Raw genomic sequence first — 16534 nt, 5'->3', positions numbered from 1 at the left:
ACCTTGGGGCCCATGAAGAACGCCAAGCGCATCAGCCTCGCCGTCCTGTCCGCCCTCGTCCTCGGCGCCGTCGTCCTGGGAGTCATGGGCGTGGCGACCACCTCACACCCCCACCAGCCGTCATCGCTTGGCGCGGCCCGGCCCGTGAAGGACCTGCTCGCGGTGCTGGACGAGCCCGGCCCCGTGGAGCTGGAGTCCATCGCCTCCTCCGACTGGGCCGTGGACCGGAGTGGCCTCATCAACCTGAAGCACCCCACCGCGAAGGCGGCGAACCTGGAGGACGGGGACGAGCCCATCCAGGTCTTCTTCCATGCGCTGCGCCACCCGACGAAGGGCCTCTTCATTGTCGACACCGGCATCGAGACGGCCCTGCGGGACGCGCCAGAAAAGGCGGCCATGCAAGGCCTCGTCGCCAGCACCATGAAGCTGGAGAAGCTCAAGGTGCACCAGCCGCTGGGCGAGTGGCTCGCGAAGCAGCCCCAGCCCCTGGCCGGCGTGTTCCTCACGCACCTGCACCTGGACCACGTCACCGGCATGGCCGACGTGCCCGCGGGCACCCCCGTCTACTCCGGACCGGGCGAGGCCGAGGCCCGCGCCTTCCTCAACGTGCTGCTGAAGCCCAACACGGACCGCGCGCTCGCGGGCAAGGCCGCGCTGTCCGAGTGGACCTACGCCGCCGAGGCGAGCGGACTCTTCGAGGGCGCGGTGGACATCTTCGGCGACGGCTCCGTGTGGGCGCTCTGGGTGCCGGGCCACACGCCGGGCAGCACCGCGTACCTGGTGCGCTCCACGAAGGGCCCCGTGCTGCTCGTGGGCGACGCCAGCCACACCCGCTGGGGCTGGGAGCACGACGTGGAGCCGGGCTCCTTCACCGCCGACGCGCCGCGCGGCACCGAGAGCTTCAAGAAGCTGCGCGCCTTCGCCGCCGCGCACCCGAACGTCGCGGTGCGCCTGGGCCACCAGCACTGATGCGAAACAACCCACGCTCCTCCTCGAAGCAACGAGGAGCGCAGGTGGAAGTCCAGCGCGCTACGGCAGGTCGAGCGCGTGCTGCTTGAAGAAGTCCCACATGAACGTGGTGGCGTCGGGGCCCGTGGGGTCGGCGAAGGGGTAGCTCGCATTGCCTCCCGGCCACGCGTGGTCCATGCCGCGAATCTCATACTTCTGGGCCACCAGCTCACCGCCGTAGACGTAGTCCTTCACGACGTAGGTGCGGCCACCGGGGACGCTCAAGGTCCGCGTGCTCGTCGGCGTGCCCTTGATGCTGTCGTTGGCCACGCCGTCATCGCCGTAGTCGCTCGTCTGGAGGAACTGCTTCACCGCCTGCTCGCCGTTGAGCGGGTTGACGACGCTGTCCTCGGTGCCATGCACGACGAGCACCGGCACCGTGCGACGCGGCCGACCCGAGCAGACCCACGCGTCCTTCCCCTTGTCATCCGGCGAGTAGATGCTGCCGAAGAGCATGGCGAAGCCCGTGCCAGACACCGTCGTCGCCGCCTTGTACATGGCGCCCGCGCCCACCATGCCCGCGGCGAACACGTCCGAGTAGCAGGACATCAACGTCGTCGTGAGCACACCGCCCGCCGACACGCCGCCCACGTAGACGCGGCGCGCGTCCACCGAGTAGCGCTGCTTCATCAGGTCCACCATGCCGACGATGAGCGACGGCTCGCCCGTGCCGCGCTCCTGGTTGTTGCCGAGCATGAAGTTCCAGCACTGCGTCGCGTTCACGAACGTCGCCTGGTTCGGATAGAGGACGAGGAAGCCCTCCGCGTCCGCCTTCTCGTTCAGGCGCGACAGGCCCGCGAACTGGTCCGGGTTCTGGAGACAGCCGTGTAGCGCTACCAGCAGGGGGCGCGGCGTCCCCGGTTGGTAGCCGGTGGGTACCCAGAGTTGGTAGCCCCGGGCTCCCCATGCGCCCACATAGTTGCCATGGACCCACGAGCCGGCGTACGCGGGTGCTCCCGTGGAGAGCACCAGCAACACCGTGAGAACAAACAGCGACCGCGAGAGTGCGACACCACGTCGATGCATCGACATCGTCCAGCCTCCTGGGTTGTGGAGCTCGGGTTCGCTGCTCGGCTCAGGCGCCGAGCGAGGTGCCCGGTGCATCGCTGTCGACGGCGCGGAGGAAGTCCTCCACGGCGTCGGTGAGCGGACCGGGCTGGTCCAGCGGAGCGGCGTGGCCGGAGTCCGTCAGGACCTGGAGACGCGCGTGGGCCAGCAGGTCGACATAGGCCTGCTTCGCGGACTGGGGCGTGTAGTCGCGCTCGGAGTGGAGCACGAGCACCGGACAGGTGATGTCCTTCAGTCGCGCCATGACACTCCAGCCCAACAGCCCGCGCGTCGAGCGCAGGTAGGCGTCCGGGTCATTGGCGGAGAACGTGGCGATGGCGCGCTGACGCAGCGACTCCTGCTCCGGCTTGGGGAACAGCTTGGGCGCCAGCACCTTGGCCAGGGCCTTCGGGCCCAGGAAGCGCAGGAGAAAGAGCCGCAGCGCGAAGTCGAACTTGCGGCGCGCCGTGCGGGCGACGAGCTCCGGGCCGCTGTTGACGATGACCAGACTGCGCACCAAATCCGGCCGGTCCACCGCGAGCTGGAAGCCCATCATCCCGCCCATCGACAGGCCGATGACGTGCAGTTGCTTCAGGCCCAGCGAGTCGCAGAGCGCGGCGACGTCCTTCGCGAAGAGCGGCACGCCGTAGGCACCCGCCGGCCGACCGCTGCGCCCGTGACCTCGTGCATCCGGGACGACGACGCGGTAACCGCTCGCCAGCCGTGGCGTCACCAGCTCCCAGTCGACCCCGGAGGAGCCGAGCCCGTGAAGCAGCAACACCGGAATGCCCTGCCCCGACTCTTCGTAGTGGAGAGTGAAGCCTTCGAGCTGCAACGTGGACATCCTCGGACTCCAGGCGCGGAAGTGACGTATCCCCACCCTATCTGAACGAACGTTCGTTTATCAAGAACCCACATGAGCACACCCCCTCGCTCCCGGCTTCGCGCCCAGCCGGCGAGCCTTCCGCCGTCAGCACCGTCGGACGGCACCCGACGTCGCATCCTGGAGACGGCCCTCCAGCTGTTCGCGAGTCGCGGCTACCACGACACGTCGATTCGAGATTTGGCCAAGGTGCTGGAGCTGCAGCCGAGCGCGCTGTACGCGCACTTCGCCTCGAAGGAGCACGTGCTCGCGGAGCTGGTGCGCATTGGCCATGAGGCCCACCACGAGGCGCTCCAGACGGCGCTGAGGGAGTCCGAGCCCGAGCCGAGGCAGCAGGTCCGAGCGCTGGTGCGCGCGCACACGCGCATGCACGCGATGCATCCCCAGCTCGCGGTGGTGGTGAACGAGGAGCTGTACGCGCTGACGCCGGAGCTGGCCGCCCCGGCGGTGGCCCTGCGGGACAAGTCCGCCGCGCTGCTGGCGGAGGTCATCGAGCGCGGGGTGGCGCAGAAGAGCTTCTCTCCGCCCCATCCCCGCGTCACCGCCGCCGCCATCTCCGCGATGGGCGTGCGTCTGCCCTACTGGTACGACTCCGGCAGCGCGCTCGACGTGGAGACCCTCTCGGATGTCCACGCGGAGCTGGCGCTGCGAATGTTGGGAGCGACCTCGGAGCGGTGAGGTTTCACCTCGCCGCTGTCCACGCGGAGCTGGCGCCGCGCATGTCGCGAGCTGGGGCGGAGCGGTGAGGCTTCACGAAGGTGTCGGGCTCGCGGCCTTCATCCGCGCGGAAGCACCATGGCGTCGCGGCTTCACCTGCTCCACCGACGTCGAGGCCACCCACAAGCACACCGCGAGGTCATCGCGGTGACACACGTCGCGCTCAGTCCAGCAGGTGCGGATTGCGGACGATGAGCAGCCCGGCCTGCACGGTGGCCACGTAGTCATTGAGGTGGCCGCCCGCGATGAGCGCGGACACGTCGCGGCTGCCGCCTTCCGCCAGCGCCTGGTCCACCTTCTTCTCACCCTGGTTGTACGCCGCGAGCGCCAGTCGCCAGTCGCCGTAGCGCGTGTGCAAGTCGGACAGCAGGGCCGAGGCGGCCTGCGTCTCGCGCGCCACGTCCAGCCGCTCGTCGCGAGCCTCGCTCACCTCCAGCCCGTAGCGACGCGCCGTCTCGGGGATGAACATCCACACCCCCGCGCCTCGCATGCCCGGAGCGAGCGACGGCCGACCATCCGTCTCCGGCATGTTCGTCACCGCCGACTCCACCACCGCCACCGCGAGCAGTCCCTCGGGCAGGCCCTTCGCTCGCAGCGTCGACGCCAGCGCGTCGCGGTGCGTGCCCAGGTTCGTCAGCGCCCGCTTCATGAAGGCGCGGCCCTTGTCGGTGCCGACCAGGCGATTGAGTTGCTCCATCACCTTCGCGTCCACCACGACAGGCAGGTCCCCCTTCGGCTGGCTCGTCCGGGCGAGCGCCTCCGCATCGGCTTGCGTCACCGTGCGTCCACGCGCCGCGCCTTGCGCCAGCACGGCGACGGGGAGCAGGAGCAACGACAGCGCGGCGAGCAGCGCGGGGACGGCATGGGTGCGACGGGGGCGCGGCTGGAACAGCATGTGAATCCTCCTCTGTGTGGGATGAGACATACCGGTGGCACCGGCGGGAACGGGCGGAGCGCCCGGGAGCCGAAGCGCCGCTTGAAGCAGACAGCGCGCATACGCGCGGGCCTGGGCCCGGCCGCTCGCGACGAGCGCCTCGTCACAGGCGAGCTCCTGGAGCGACGCGAGCCAGGCCGACAGGCCATGCGCCGCCGGATGCCAGAAGAAGGCGCCCGTGAGCACCAGTCGCCCCAGGGACAGGTGCGTGTCGCGCTGACGGTGGTGCTGAAGCTCGTGCAGAACGGTGAGCCGGAACGCCTCCGCGTCCTCCAGCAGCGCGGGAGGCACCACCACCCACGCGGACGGACGCGCTCCCCAGCGGGGAAACCACGCGGAGAACGCCGGAGTCCCCTCCTCGCCGAGCACCACCGCCACGCGGCCCACCCCTCGGACCCGAGGCAGCGCCTCCAGTCGATGCAAGAGCCGCCGATGACGCACGAGCGCCCGGCCGATGAAGTACCCCGCGCCCACGAGCCAACTCAGTGACAACAGCACTCCAATGGACACAGGCACGGACACGGCTCCGGGGCCCACCGGCTCGGAGGCACGCGGCCCACTCGTCCACACAGCCGAGGGGAGCCGCTCCGCCTGTCGCGCCATCGAGCGCTCGAAGGTGAACAACGGCCCCGCCGGAGTCAGCGCTCGCGCGCCCATCGCCAGGAGCGGCAGCAACAACACCAGGGCCAGCGCCCCGCGCCCCACGCGCAGCGCCTGCCTCGCGGACAGCGCCCATCCCAGCCGCGACAGGAGCGACAGCGCGCCCCACGCGAGCAACAACGCCACCGGCAGCAGCAGCGCCACCGCGAGATAGAAGGACACAAGCCCGCTCACGGCTTGCCTCCCTTGCCCTTGAGCAGCTTGCGAATCTGCTCCACCTCGTCGGGCGCCAGCGGCACCGCCTCCACCAGTCGCGCCACCAGCGCGGACGGCGTGCCATCGAAGACGGTGTCCACCAGGTGGCGCAGGCTCTGCGCCTCATATGTCTCGCGCGGCAGCGTGGCCGAGTACAGGTGCCCCCGGCCCTGCTTGCGGCTCACCACCACGCCCTTCTGCTCCAGGATGCGCAGCACCGTGGAGACGGACGTGTACGCCAGCGCGCGCTCCGGTGGCAGCGTGGCCAGCACGTCCGCCACGCTCACCTCGCCCTGCTTCCACACGATGTGCATCAGCTCGAGCTCCACCGGCGTCAACGGCCGGGGCGCCTCGGGCTCGGGTTGTCTGGCCATGGAGGTCCTCCGTGGCCAGCATTACTACTAAGACCTTAGTTCTTCGTCAACTAAGCCCTTAGTTCTAGTGTCCACCCCGTCGGCGCGTGGCGCGCTTCACCAGGGACAGCAGCTCGCGCAGCCGGGGGTCCTCCACCGGCTCCACCAGCTCCACGGAGTGTCGCCGCGGCCCGTCCTCGACGGTGAGGGTGTAGCGGCGCTGGTCGGCGCCCCTGGAGGCGGAGCCACCGCCGCCCACGATGGCCGGCAGCGCATGGAAGCGCACGTCGCGCAGGCCGTGCTCAATGGCCTCGGCCTGCTCGGCGGGGAGCTCGCCCAGCTCCACGCTCCTCGGGCGAGCGAGCCCCGGGAAGGCGGCGAGCCCGCCCTCCTGCGAGAGCTGGATACGGACGCTGTCTCGCGACACGGCTCAGGCTCCCGGCTGGACGCTGCCCCACTGCGGCACGGACACCCGGTCTCGCGAGACGCGGATGCCCACCTCTTCCCAGGCCTCCTTCACGGCCGCCTCCTCGTCGCCGGAGCCGTACAGCCGGGTGGCGGACATGACGGTGATGCGCGCGAAGTCGGAGAAGTTGGTGTCCGGCATGATGCGAGGGTCCCTCACGGCCTCGTACCAGATGCGGCCCGCGCGCTCCCACGCGCTGCCTCCCAGGCTCAGGGCCGTCAGGCAGAAGGCCCGGTTGGGGATGCCGGAGTTGATGTGCACGCCGCCGTTGTCCTCCCACGTGTTCACGTAGTCGCGCATGTGGCCGGGCTGCGGGTCCTTGCCCAGCACGTCGTCATCGAAGGCCGTCCCGGGCTCCCTCATGGAGCGCAGGGCCTTGCCCTCGACCTCGTCCGCCAGCAGCCCCGCGCCGATGAGCCAGTCCGCCTGGTCCACCGTGTGTCCGAGCAGCCGCTGCTTCACCAGCGAGCCGAAGACATCCGACATCGACTCGTTCAGCGCGCCCGCCTGCCGGAAGTACCAGAGCGGCCCCTCGTCCTCCGTCACGCCGTGCGCCAGCTCGTGCGCGATGACATCCAGGGCGATGGTGAAACGATTGAACAACTCCCCGTCCCCGTCGCCGAACACCATGCGGCGCCCGTCCCAGAAGGCGTTGTCGTAGTCGTGCCCGTAATGGACATACGCCTGCAAGGGCATCCCATCCCCGTCGATGGAGTTGCGCCCCATGACCTCCCAGAAGAAGTCATACGTGGCACCCAGGCCCTCGAAGGCCTCGTCGGCCGCGAGGTCTCCGCACGACTCCTGCCCCTCCGAGCGCACCAGCGTCCCGGGGAAGGCCTCCTCGCCCTTCAAGTCGTAGATGCTGCGCTGCCGCTGCGACTCCACCATCATCGCCGGCAGCCGGCGGACGGAGGAAGCGGAGGCGGCCACCCGGCCCCCCGCGAAGCGCAGCGCCCGGAAGGTGCTGTCCGTGGCCACCGTGCGCAGGGCCTTCACGCGCTGCTGGGGCGTGCCGTTCTCCGCGATGGACCGCAGGAGATACGGAGGCAGGATGCAATGAATGGAATGAACGTGCTGTCTTCGCCGCGTCAGCATGGGTGTCCCCCCTCGAGAACGTCTCAGTCCTCAAGGTGGAGCCACCTGCGCCGCGATATGACATCGGGGCGCCGGGGACTACCCACACTCCCTCGCCCCGCCAACGACAGACATCACGCCTCGCCGCATCCTCGTGGGACGGGGGGCCCGAACGCCCCTCGGATATCCACGAGGCCCTCGGGCGAGGGGTCCGTCAGACCCCCAGCGCGTCACGCAGCTCCGGCAGGCGCTCCGCCTTCACCGCGCCGAAGACGAAGCGGTCCGGCCGCAGCACCACCACGTCCGAGTCATGGCGCGAGAACCAGTCGCCCAGCTTCCCGGTGATGTCCTCCACCGCCTGCACGTCGGCGCCATCCGCGCCCGTCGACTGGACGGCGAGCAGCCGCCCACCCAGGGCCTCCGCCAGCCCGCGCGCCGCCGCCACCTGCGCGGCCGGAGCGTTGGCGCGGCACAGCACCGCGAAGTCGTTGCCGATGGCGTCGTCCAGCAGCACCTCCTGGCCAGTCGGCAGCCGCACCTTGGGCTGGATGAAGTACGTGCCCTCCGGCGACTCCGAGGTGTGCCCGCCGCCCAGGTAGTAGCCGCGCTCGTGCATCGGCGGCTGCTTGAACTCGAAGTGCTGGATGAAGCGGCGCACCCGGGGGATGCGCTGCAGCGCGCGCATCACCATGTCGCGCGCGCCAGCCACCCAGCGGTTGCGGGCGAGGAAGAGGTGCCCCACTCGCACGCACAGCTTCTGCACCGCCTCCACGTGCGGCCGACGCTCCTCCTCGTAGGTGTCCAGGAGCGACGCCGGCGCCAGGCCCCGGACGACGCGCTGAATCTTCCACGCCAGGTTCGACGCGTCGCGCATGCCAGACACCAGGCCCTGGCCCATGAAGGGCGGCATGGTGTGCGCCGCGTCACCCAGCAGGAACACGTTGCCGTCGCGCCAGCGCGCCGCGTTGAGGCAGTGGAACGTGTAGACCTGCGCGCGCTCCACGTGGACGCGCTCGGGGTCGATGTAGGGCGCCAGGAGCTTCTTGATGGTCTCCGGCCGCTCCATCTCCTCGCGCGTCTCGCCCGGCATCAGCATGAACTCCCACCGGAACTGCCCCACCGCGCCCGTCGCGACGAAGGCCGGGCGATTGGGGTCGCACACGAAGCGGCACAGCTCCGGCGCGTCACCCTCCACCCTGCCGGACACCGCCAGCCAGGGCTCCCCGTAGGCCCGCCCCGACATCTTGATGCCCAGCGCCTTGCGCACGCCGCTGCGCGCCCCGTCGCACGCCAGCAGGTAGCGCCCGCGCACCGTGCGCAGCTCTCCGGTCTGCAGCAGCCGGTAGCGCACCGTCACACCCGAGGCGTCCTGCTCCAGGCTCTCCACGCCCGCTCCCACCTGGAGCTTCACGTGGGGGTAGCGCGCCATGCCATCGCGCAGCACCCCCTCCACCAGCGGCTGGTGGAAGAACCACAAGGGCGAGTAGCCGAAGCCGAAGTCCGCCACGCCGGTGTGCACCTCGGCGAAGCGCTTGCCCGTCTCGCCCACGTACTCGGCGAAGCGGTTCTCCCGCATGTCCTTCTGGAGCTCCGGGCCCAGGCCCGTGGACTGGTAGATGCGCAGCGCCTCATCGTCGCAGGAGAAGGCGCGCGGCTGGCCATGCGGCGCCAGGTCCTGCTCCAGCACCAGCGTCCGCACACCCAGGGAGCCCAGCAGATTGCATGTCAGGGCACCCACGGGACCGCAGCCGCTGATGATGACATCAACCTCCATGTCGGCCTGCTGCTTGTCACAAACCATGAGAGCCCCCGGGTTCATTCAGTCTGGAGCAATCAATAACGAATGAGGTGTGACCAGGGTGTGACCGCACGAAAGCTTTCGCAACGTCGTCCGCTCGTGACGGCGAGCTGCCGTGTGCTGGAAATTCGAGAGGGAAAGCGGCCGGTACCTCGGACCCTTCCTGGGGTCATCCCTACCCGTGAGGGAGCATCGGGTGCGACGTGTTACGTTGCGCGAAACGCTCTCTCTCATTCTTGGAACCCCGGAGGCCATGGCAGGCGACGACGCGGCAGGGACGCAAGTCTTTCACCTGGAGCTGCTCGGCGAGGCGCGCCTGCGGCATGACGGCGCACACCTGCCCTTGGAGCGCCGCACCGCCGCGGTGCTGACGTGGTTGGCATTGGAAGGCCCCCATCCGAAGTACCGCCTCGCGGGCCTGCTGTGGGGCGAGTCCAGCGAAGTCACCGCCCGAAACAACATGCGACAGCTCTTGCGTCGGCTGCGTCTGTCCACGGGCGCGGAGCTGGTGCAGGGCGGGGATGTCCTGTCGCTGGCGGAGGGCATCACCATCGACGTCTCGCAGCTCCAGGCCCACGCGCTGGCCGGGCGCCACTCGCAGGTGCTGGAGCTGGAGGGTGTGCTGCTCTCCGCGCTGGAGTTCGACGACTGCCCGGAGTTCCACGCGTGGCTCGAAAGCGCGCGGGAGCGGCTGGACAAGCTGCGCCGGCGGGCCGCGTCAGCGGAGTCGGAGGCGCGCGAGCGCGCGGGGGACATGTCCGGCGCGCTCGTCCTGGCGGAGAAGCTGCTGGGCATGGACCCGTACTCGGAAGAAGCGTGGCGCCGGCTGATGCGGCTGCACTACGTGTCCGGGGACCGGATGGCCGCGCTCAACGCCTTCGAGCGCTGCCGCCGCCTGTTGCGCGAGGAGCTGGACACCCAGCCCCTGCCGCAGACGGTGGCGCTGGCGAGGGAAATCGAGCGGGGCCCCACGACGTCTCACGCCCCGCGCGCGCAGGCGGCGAAGCTGCCCCTGTCCGTGCTGCGTCCGCCCGTGCTGGTGGGACGCGAGCGGGAGTGGACGCGGATGGAGGAGGCCTGGGAGGCGGGGCTGACCATCTTCCTCAGCGGCGAGCCAGGGGTGGGCAAGACGCGGCTGGCGCATGACTTCGCCGCCTCGCGCGGCACCCACATCACCCTGGAGTCGCGTCCCGGGGAGATGCACGTGGCCTATTCCTCTCACGTGCGGCTCTTGCGACAGCTCCTGGCCCAGCGTCCGGACTCCAAGCTGGAGCCGTGGGTGCGCCGCGAGTTGGCGCGGCTGATGCCGGACATGGCGGGCCCGGAGGGCCAACCCCCGCCCATGGTGGACGAGGCGGACCGCAGCCGCTTCCTGGAGGCCAACTGTCAGGCGGTCTACCAATTGTGCGCGGGGCTGGACGCCATCGTCGCGGATGACTTGCATTACATGGACGCGGCCACCGCGGAGTTCGCCCTGCTCATGCTGTCGCGTCGCCACGACACGCAGCCGGGGGGCGCCTTCCCCCACTTCGTGGACACCTTCCGCAAGGGCGAATTGACCCCGGTGGCCATCGGCTGCATCCAGCAGCTCGTGGAGGCGGGGCTCGCCATCGTCATCGAGCTGGAGCCCCTCCAGATGGACTCGGTGGGCGCGCTGCTGGGGAGCCTGGAGCTGGCGGGCGCGGAGCACCTGACGGACAACGTGATGCGCTACACGGGCGGCAATCCCTTGTTCATCATGGAGGCGCTGCGCCACCTGCTGGAGTCGGGCGGGCTGGAGCGGGGCTGGCCCGAGCACATCCACCCCTCCGGCCGGGGCCGTGACTTGATTCAGCAGCGGCTGGAGCGGCTGTCGCCCCAGGCACTTCAAGTCGCCCGGCTGGCGGCGCTCGCGAAGACGTCCTTCCAGTTGGAGCTGGCCGTCGAGGTCCTGGAGATGACGCCGCTGACGCTGGCCCAGCACCTCTCCGAACTGGAGGCCGCGCACGTGCTGCGCGGAGAGCGCTTCACGCATGACCTGCTCTTCGAGGTGGTGCGGGAGACGATTCCCCCCTCGCTGATTCCCCTGCTCCATCGCAGGCTGGCCAGCGCGCTGGAGCAGCGCAAGGCCGCGCCTGTCGTCGTCGCTCAGCACTGGCTGGAGGGCAAGGAGCCGGAGCGCGCCGCGCCCCACCTCGTCGCCGCCGCCAACGCGGAGGCCTCCGCCTTCCGGCACATGGAGGCCGCGCTGCTCTACTTCCGCGCCGCCACCGCGCTGGAGGAGGCCGGTGCCTTCGAGGAAGCCGCCCGCGTCAGGGCCCGCGCCCGAGGCATCCCCAGCGCCTGAGCCCGTGCGGGCTAGCGGGCGCGCGGGGGACGTGTCGCCGTGCGGGCCTCGAGCGCGCGCTGCTCCGCGGTCACCTCGCGCGCCACGTCCACGAAGGCGCGGAACGCGGGGGACACGCGGGAGCGGCTGGGGAAGTAGAGGAAGAAGCCGTCGACGTGGGCTGAGTAGGGCTCCAGGACGATGCGCAGCGCGCCCCGCTTCACCTGCTCGGCCACCTCCGGCTCGAAGGCATACATCAAGCCCACGCCCGACTCGGCCAGCTCCATCAGCGCGTGGTGGCTCGAGGTGACCAGCGGCCCCCGCACCGGGACGCGCCAGCTCCGCGCGCCGCGCTCCAGCTCCCATTGATAGAGCGCCCCCGTGGTACCGGAGCGGATGCAAAGGCAGTCATGCGTCAGCAAGTCCCGGGGCTTCTCCGGAACCCCTCGGCGCTTGAAGTAGGCGGGCGAGCCCACCACCACGAAGCGGAAGCCCTGCGACAGCCGCACCTGCACCATGTCGCGCTCCAGGGACTCGGAGAAGCGGATGCCCCCATCCAGCCCCTCGGAGACGATGTCCACCATGGAGTCCTCCACGCGCAGCTCCACCTCCACGCGGGGATGGCGGGCGAGGAAGCGTGTCAGCACGGGCGCGATGACGTGGGACACGGACACCGTGGGCACGGTGAGCTTCACCAGCCCCGTCACCTCGCCCGGCTGGACAGCAGCCACCTTGAGCGCCGCCAGCGCCTGGTCCACCGACGGGCCCGCCCCCTCCATCAGCCGACGGCCCGGCTCGGTGAGCGCCACGCTGCGGGTGGTGCGGGTCAGCAGCGCCACGCCCAGCCGCGCCTCGAGCTGGCGGACGGACTGGCTCAGCGAGGAGGCGGAGACCCCCAGGTCCTCCGCGGCGGCGGCGAAGCTGCGCCTGCGGGCCACCGCGAGGAATGCATTCAGCGCGTTGAGCGGGGTGAAGGCCATTGCGAAGTTTTTCTACAGACCATGTCCGGATTCTATTGGTTTCGCGCACGGGAGCGCCCGCGCATATTCCACGCGTTCTCTCACCCCCCACCAAGGACCTCCCATGATTCCCGCACGTGGCTACGCCGCCCAGGACGCGAAGTCCCCACTGGCCCCCTTCAACTTCGAGCGCCGCGAGCCGGGCCCCGACGACGTCCAGTTCGACGTCCAGTACTGCGGCATCTGCCACTCCGACCTCCACCAGGCCCGCGACGAGTGGGGCGGCTCCCTCTTCCCCATGGTCCCTGGCCACGAAATCATCGGCCGCGTCACGCGCGTCGGCGCCAACGTGACGAAGTTCAAGGTCGGCGACTCCGTCGGCGTCGGCTGCATGGTCGACACCTGCCGCACCTGCCCGGCCTGCAAACAGGGCCTGGAGCAGTACTGCGAGCGCGGTCCCATCTACACGTACAACTCGAAGGAGCCCGGAAGCCAGCAGCCCACCCAGGGCGGCTACTCCAGCGTGCTCGTCGTCGACCAGGCCTACGTCCTGCGCGTCCCGGAGAACCTGGACCCGGCCGCCGCCGCGCCGCTCCTGTGCGCGGGCATCACCACGTACTCACCGCTGAAGCACTGGAACGTGAAGGCCGGCCAGCGCGTGGGCGTCGTCGGCCTGGGCGGCCTGGGCCACATGGGCGTGAAGTTCGCGCGGGCCTTCGGCGCGCACGTCATCGTCTTCAGCCACACCGACAAGAAGAAGCAGGACGCGCTGCGCCTGGGCGCCCACGAAGTCGTCGTCTCCTCCAACGAGGCGGAGATGAAGGCCCAGGAAGGCACCCTCGACTTCGTGCTCGACACCGTCTCCGCGCCCCACGACATCAACGCGTACCTGCGCCTGCTGCGCCTCGACGGCAGCCTCGTCCTCGTCGGCGTCCCGGAGAAGCCGCTGCCCGTCCAGCCCTTCTCCCTCATCGCCCGACGCCGGAACTTCTCGGGCTCCAGCATCGGCGGCATCCAGGAGACTCAAGACATGCTCGACTTCTGCGGCAAGCACGGGGTGGTGTCCGACGTGGAGGTCATTCCCATTCAGCAGGTGAATGAGGCCTACACCCGGCTTCTCAAGGGTGACGTGAAATACCGGTTTGTCATCGACATGAAGAGCCTGAAGTAAAGCCTGACGCGGCGCATAGAAGCCGCACCGTCCGGAAGTTTCCGCTGCGGGTGGCTCACGGGCGCCGCGTGCTCGCTACACGACAGACACCTGCCCGAGCGGACAGGTGCCTGCTCGGCGCTCGGTTCGCATTCTCAATCCATGACTACGACACTTGAGCATGGCGGTTACAACAAGATGACGATGCTGTATCCCGAGGAGCACGAGTTGCTGTCGCCCGGGAAGTCGCTGAAGGACCCTCACGCGGCGGCCAAGCTGCGTCTCCAGGCGAGCCTCTGGCTCAGCCGTGCGCAGCGCGAGCTGCATGACGCCATCTTCATGCGAGACGGCTCCGACGAGAGCCTGGACATCTATGCCAGTGCCCGCGCGGAGCTGGACTCCGCCGAGGCGTGGGCCCTGCTCGTGGCCAAGGCGCTCATCCAGCCAGGCTGACGGCGCTCACGACGGCGCGCGGGAAGCCAAGACTCCCGCGCGCGCGTCGCGCTTCAGCTCGCGGCGCCCGGAGAGCTGCTCGGGGCGGGCGCGGGAGTCGGCGCCGGACGCTCGCTGTACGGGAAGTAGTCCTTGAGCTTGAGGAAGTGCTTCTCGAAGAGGTTCCAGCTCACCAGGGCGATGCCCAGCGAGAGCGACGCGGCCACCACGTAGAAGAGCAACTGCATGGGGAAGTCGGAGCCTCCCACTTCCTTCAGCGGCGTCTTCAGCACGGTGCGACGGAGGATGGCATCCAGCGGCGAGTGCACCAGATAGATGGCATAGCTGTACTTGCCGTACATCAGGAGCACGCGGTTGGAGAAGAAGCGGTGCAGGAGCGTGCCCGGCTTCGCGGCCACCACGCGGTACACCAGCACCGTGTAGAGGATGCCCACCGCCGTGTAGCCGCCGGTGCGCAGCACCGTCTTGAAGGCGGGGCCCACCGGCAGCGCAATCACAGCCGCGACAATGGGCAATGCCAGCCACGGCGCCCAGCGCATCCACGGGAAGGCGGCCAGCCCCTTGCCCTCCGGATGTCGCAGCGCCAGCGACAACAGCGCCCCCAGCGCGAGCGAGTCCACGCGGCAGAACGTCACCACGTACGTGCTCTCCTCGCTGGCGCCGTACAGCGTGAGGCCCACGCGCACCGCCACCGCCATGGCGATGGTGCCGAGACACAGGCGGATGGCGCCCTTGTAGGAGACGGCGGCGATGAGGAAGGGCCAGACGATGTAGAACTGCTCTTCAATCGCCAGCGACCACACGACGCCCAGGATGGGGTGCGTGGTGTCTGTCCACAGCTGGTAGAAGTTGGAGAAGTAGAGCAGATACCAGACAGCGCCATCCGTGGTGATGCGCTCGTCCAGGTTCAGCCGCCCCACCAGCGAGGGCAGGACGAGGAACGAGACGGCCAGCGCCGCGTAGTACAGCGGGAAGATGCGCAGCACGCGGCGCGCGTAGAAGTTGCGGAAGTAATACGTCTGCCCCTTCGCCTCCCACAGGATGCCGGTGATGAGGAAGCCGGAGAGGACGAAGAACAGGTCCACGCCTGTCCAACCCGCGCCGGCCAACCACCAGGTGGCACGCCCCGCGACGCTCTGGTCGCTCAGGTGCGTGGTGTGGAAGAAGACGACCAGCAGGACCGCGAGGCCCCGCACACCGTCGAGCACGGGAAGGTGGCCGTGCAGACGCGGAGCGTGCGCCGCCGGAGCCGCGTCCGGGCGGGCGTAATCGGAAGACATGGGATTCTCATACCAACAACGCCAACTCCCCAACAAGGTTGGCTCCCGGCTCTCGGGAGAAGACCAGGCGGGCGTGCCGTGACACCCCCTCGAATCCAGAATCGACAGGGCCGCTGAAACTCCCGGGCCTGTCGTGACACGGTAGGGCCGTGGCTCTCCTCTCCGCCGTGAAGATGGTCCTGGTGGGTGCGCCTCCATCCGACACGGATGGGGAGCGCGGCCTGCTGCGCCGGGCGCGCGCGGGAGACCCCGCCGCCTTCCGCACGATTTTCGAGCGGCACTCCCCGGCCGTCTGGCGCTTCCTGCGGGACTTGCTGCGCGACGAGGCCGCGGCGGACGAGGCCACCCAGGAGACCTTCGTGCGGGCCCATTCACGGCTGGGCGCGCTGCGCGACGAGGACCGGGTGGGCTCGTGGCTCCTGGGCATCGCCCGGCATGTCTATCTGGAGTCCCGCCGCACCCGGGGGGTGCACGTGGATGTGGCGGACGAGGAGCACGCCTCCCAGGTGGAGGCGGTGTTGCCCACGCCGTCGCCGGAGGACCTGTTGCTGGACCAGGAGCTGGCGGGGCTGCTGACAGAGGCCCTGGGGATGTTGCACGCGGAGCGCCGGGCGGCGCTGCTGCTGCGCATCGACCATGGGCTTGCCTATGAGGAGATTGCCTCGGTGATGGGCTGGTCGCTGCCGAAGGTGAAGAACGAAATCCACCGCGCGCGCCTGCGCCTGCGCGAACAACTGGCCGGCCACGTCGGAGGAGGACGCCCATGAGCACCTGCCGAGAGAGCGAGCTGGACGCGCTGCTCGCCGGAGAGCTGGCACCCGAGGACGCCGCGAGGGTGCGCGCGCACGCGGAGGCCTGCGCCGCCTGCAAGCACGCCCTGTCGTGGCAGCGGCTGGAGCGCGGGTGGATGGCCCAGCGCGCGCGCCGCGAGCCGGCTCGCCCCGCGTTGAACTTCTCCGCGCTGGAGGCCCGGCTCGCGCAGAAGGCCCAGCCGCCCGTGCGTCACGCGCGGCGCGAGGGACAGTGGCGGCACTGGGGGAAGATGGCGATGGCCGCCGCGGCGGCCGTGGCCTTCGTGGGCCTCAGCCTTCCTCGGGGCGGCACCGGTGTCGGCGCGGAGGAGCCGTGGAGCCGCGAGCTCATCGTCGCCACCGGCGTGGAGTCGTGCGAGGACGCCGCCGCCGCGCTGGAGGCCCGGGTGGGCGCGTGCCTCATCGCCTCACCCGTGCTGGCCTTGCGGGACTGACCCGCG

At 69.9% G+C, this 16534-nt stretch carries 16 protein-coding genes; 7 read left to right on the top strand and 9 right to left on the bottom strand.

Features of this window, described 5'->3' with window-relative positions:
• The first annotated feature begins 12 nt into the window (after positions 1-12).
• The gene (locus tag ACN469_RS23305) at positions 13-969 is read left to right on the top strand and encodes an MBL fold metallo-hydrolase (protein WP_498770936.1); all 957 of its coding nucleotides are present in this window, start codon (positions 13-15) and stop codon (positions 967-969) included.
• Between the two features lie 60 nt (positions 970-1029).
• On the opposite strand, the gene ACN469_RS23300 is transcribed toward ACN469_RS23305, so the two are convergent.
• Positions 1030-2040 (bottom strand): extracellular catalytic domain type 1 short-chain-length polyhydroxyalkanoate depolymerase, encoded by a 1011-nt coding sequence (locus ACN469_RS23300; RefSeq protein WP_498770935.1) that lies wholly within the window; start codon positions 2038-2040, stop codon positions 1030-1032.
• Positions 2041-2083: 43 nt separating this feature from the next.
• Positions 2084-2899 (bottom strand): alpha/beta fold hydrolase, encoded by an 816-nt coding sequence (locus tag ACN469_RS23295; RefSeq protein ID WP_498770934.1) that lies wholly within the window; start codon positions 2897-2899, stop codon positions 2084-2086.
• A gap of 72 nt (positions 2900-2971) precedes the next feature.
• Here ACN469_RS23295 and ACN469_RS23290 point away from each other — a divergent pair, with 72 nt between their 5' ends.
• Positions 2972-3616 (top strand): TetR/AcrR family transcriptional regulator, encoded by a 645-nt coding sequence (locus tag ACN469_RS23290; protein ID WP_498770933.1) that lies wholly within the window; start codon positions 2972-2974, stop codon positions 3614-3616.
• A 202-nt stretch (positions 3617-3818) separates the two neighbouring features.
• Here the strand turns inward: ACN469_RS23290 and ACN469_RS23285 are convergent, their stop codons facing one another.
• The 5 genes from ACN469_RS23285 to mhpA form a co-directional block, all read right to left on the bottom strand.
• A complete protein-coding gene (locus tag ACN469_RS23285; protein WP_498770932.1) occupies positions 3819-5423 on the bottom strand; it encodes a transglycosylase SLT domain-containing protein in 1605 nt (534 codons plus the stop codon).
• Complete coding sequence (locus ACN469_RS23280; RefSeq protein ID WP_498770931.1) at positions 5420-5818, bottom strand: BlaI/MecI/CopY family transcriptional regulator; 399 nt, start codon at positions 5816-5818, stop codon at positions 5420-5422. Before ACN469_RS23280 ends, ACN469_RS23285 begins: the two co-directional genes overlap by 4 nt.
• A gap of 64 nt (positions 5819-5882) precedes the next feature.
• The gene (locus ACN469_RS23275; RefSeq protein WP_498770930.1) at positions 5883-6224 is read right to left on the bottom strand and encodes a protealysin inhibitor emfourin; all 342 of its coding nucleotides are present in this window, start codon (positions 6222-6224) and stop codon (positions 5883-5885) included.
• Positions 6225-6227: 3 nt separating this feature from the next.
• Positions 6228-7358, bottom strand: coding sequence for a M4 family metallopeptidase (locus ACN469_RS23270; RefSeq protein ID WP_498770929.1), 1131 nt, complete (start codon positions 7356-7358; stop codon positions 6228-6230).
• A 193-nt stretch (positions 7359-7551) separates the two neighbouring features.
• Positions 7552-9138 (bottom strand): bifunctional 3-(3-hydroxy-phenyl)propionate/3-hydroxycinnamic acid hydroxylase MhpA, encoded by a 1587-nt coding sequence (gene mhpA, locus ACN469_RS23265; protein ID WP_498770928.1) that lies wholly within the window; start codon positions 9136-9138, stop codon positions 7552-7554.
• A gap of 250 nt (positions 9139-9388) precedes the next feature.
• Between mhpA and ACN469_RS23260 the strand changes: the two genes are divergently transcribed.
• The gene (locus tag ACN469_RS23260; protein ID WP_498770927.1) at positions 9389-11461 is read left to right on the top strand and encodes an ATP-binding protein; all 2073 of its coding nucleotides are present in this window, start codon (positions 9389-9391) and stop codon (positions 11459-11461) included.
• 11 nt (positions 11462-11472) lie between these two features.
• On the opposite strand, the gene ACN469_RS23255 is transcribed toward ACN469_RS23260, so the two are convergent.
• The gene (locus ACN469_RS23255; protein ID WP_498770926.1) at positions 11473-12420 is read right to left on the bottom strand and encodes a LysR family transcriptional regulator; all 948 of its coding nucleotides are present in this window, start codon (positions 12418-12420) and stop codon (positions 11473-11475) included.
• A gap of 103 nt (positions 12421-12523) precedes the next feature.
• Between ACN469_RS23255 and ACN469_RS23250 the strand changes: the two genes are divergently transcribed.
• Positions 12524-13570: an NAD(P)-dependent alcohol dehydrogenase gene (locus ACN469_RS23250; protein WP_498770925.1), complete on the top strand. Its 1047-nt coding sequence runs from the start codon at positions 12524-12526 to the stop codon at positions 13568-13570.
• A 141-nt stretch (positions 13571-13711) separates the two neighbouring features.
• Positions 13712-14002 carry a FruA-associating protein, FapA gene (locus tag ACN469_RS23245; protein ID WP_498770924.1) on the top strand — a complete coding sequence of 97 codons (291 nt, stop codon included), beginning with the start codon at positions 13712-13714 and terminating at the stop codon, positions 14000-14002.
• A gap of 53 nt (positions 14003-14055) precedes the next feature.
• Here the strand turns inward: ACN469_RS23245 and ACN469_RS23240 are convergent, their stop codons facing one another.
• Positions 14056-15282, bottom strand: coding sequence for an acyltransferase family protein (locus ACN469_RS23240; protein WP_498770923.1), 1227 nt, complete (start codon positions 15280-15282; stop codon positions 14056-14058).
• A gap of 149 nt (positions 15283-15431) precedes the next feature.
• Between ACN469_RS23240 and ACN469_RS23235 the strand changes: the two genes are divergently transcribed.
• Together ACN469_RS23235 and ACN469_RS23230 are read left to right on the top strand one after the other, a co-directional pair.
• On the top strand, positions 15432-16049 hold the full coding sequence (locus ACN469_RS23235) for an RNA polymerase sigma factor (RefSeq protein WP_498770922.1): 618 nt from the start codon (positions 15432-15434) through the stop codon (positions 16047-16049).
• Positions 16046-16528: an anti-sigma factor family protein gene (locus ACN469_RS23230; protein ID WP_498770921.1), complete on the top strand. Its 483-nt coding sequence runs from the start codon at positions 16046-16048 to the stop codon at positions 16526-16528. Before ACN469_RS23235 ends, ACN469_RS23230 begins: the two co-directional genes overlap by 4 nt.
• Positions 16529-16534 lie beyond the last annotated feature (6 nt).

The sequence above is a fragment of the Corallococcus terminator genome (assembly GCF_049194865.1).
GTDB classification, from domain to species: domain Bacteria; phylum Myxococcota; class Myxococcia; order Myxococcales; family Myxococcaceae; genus Myxococcus; species Myxococcus terminator_A.
This window is presented reverse-complemented; position numbering and strand designations above follow the sequence as displayed.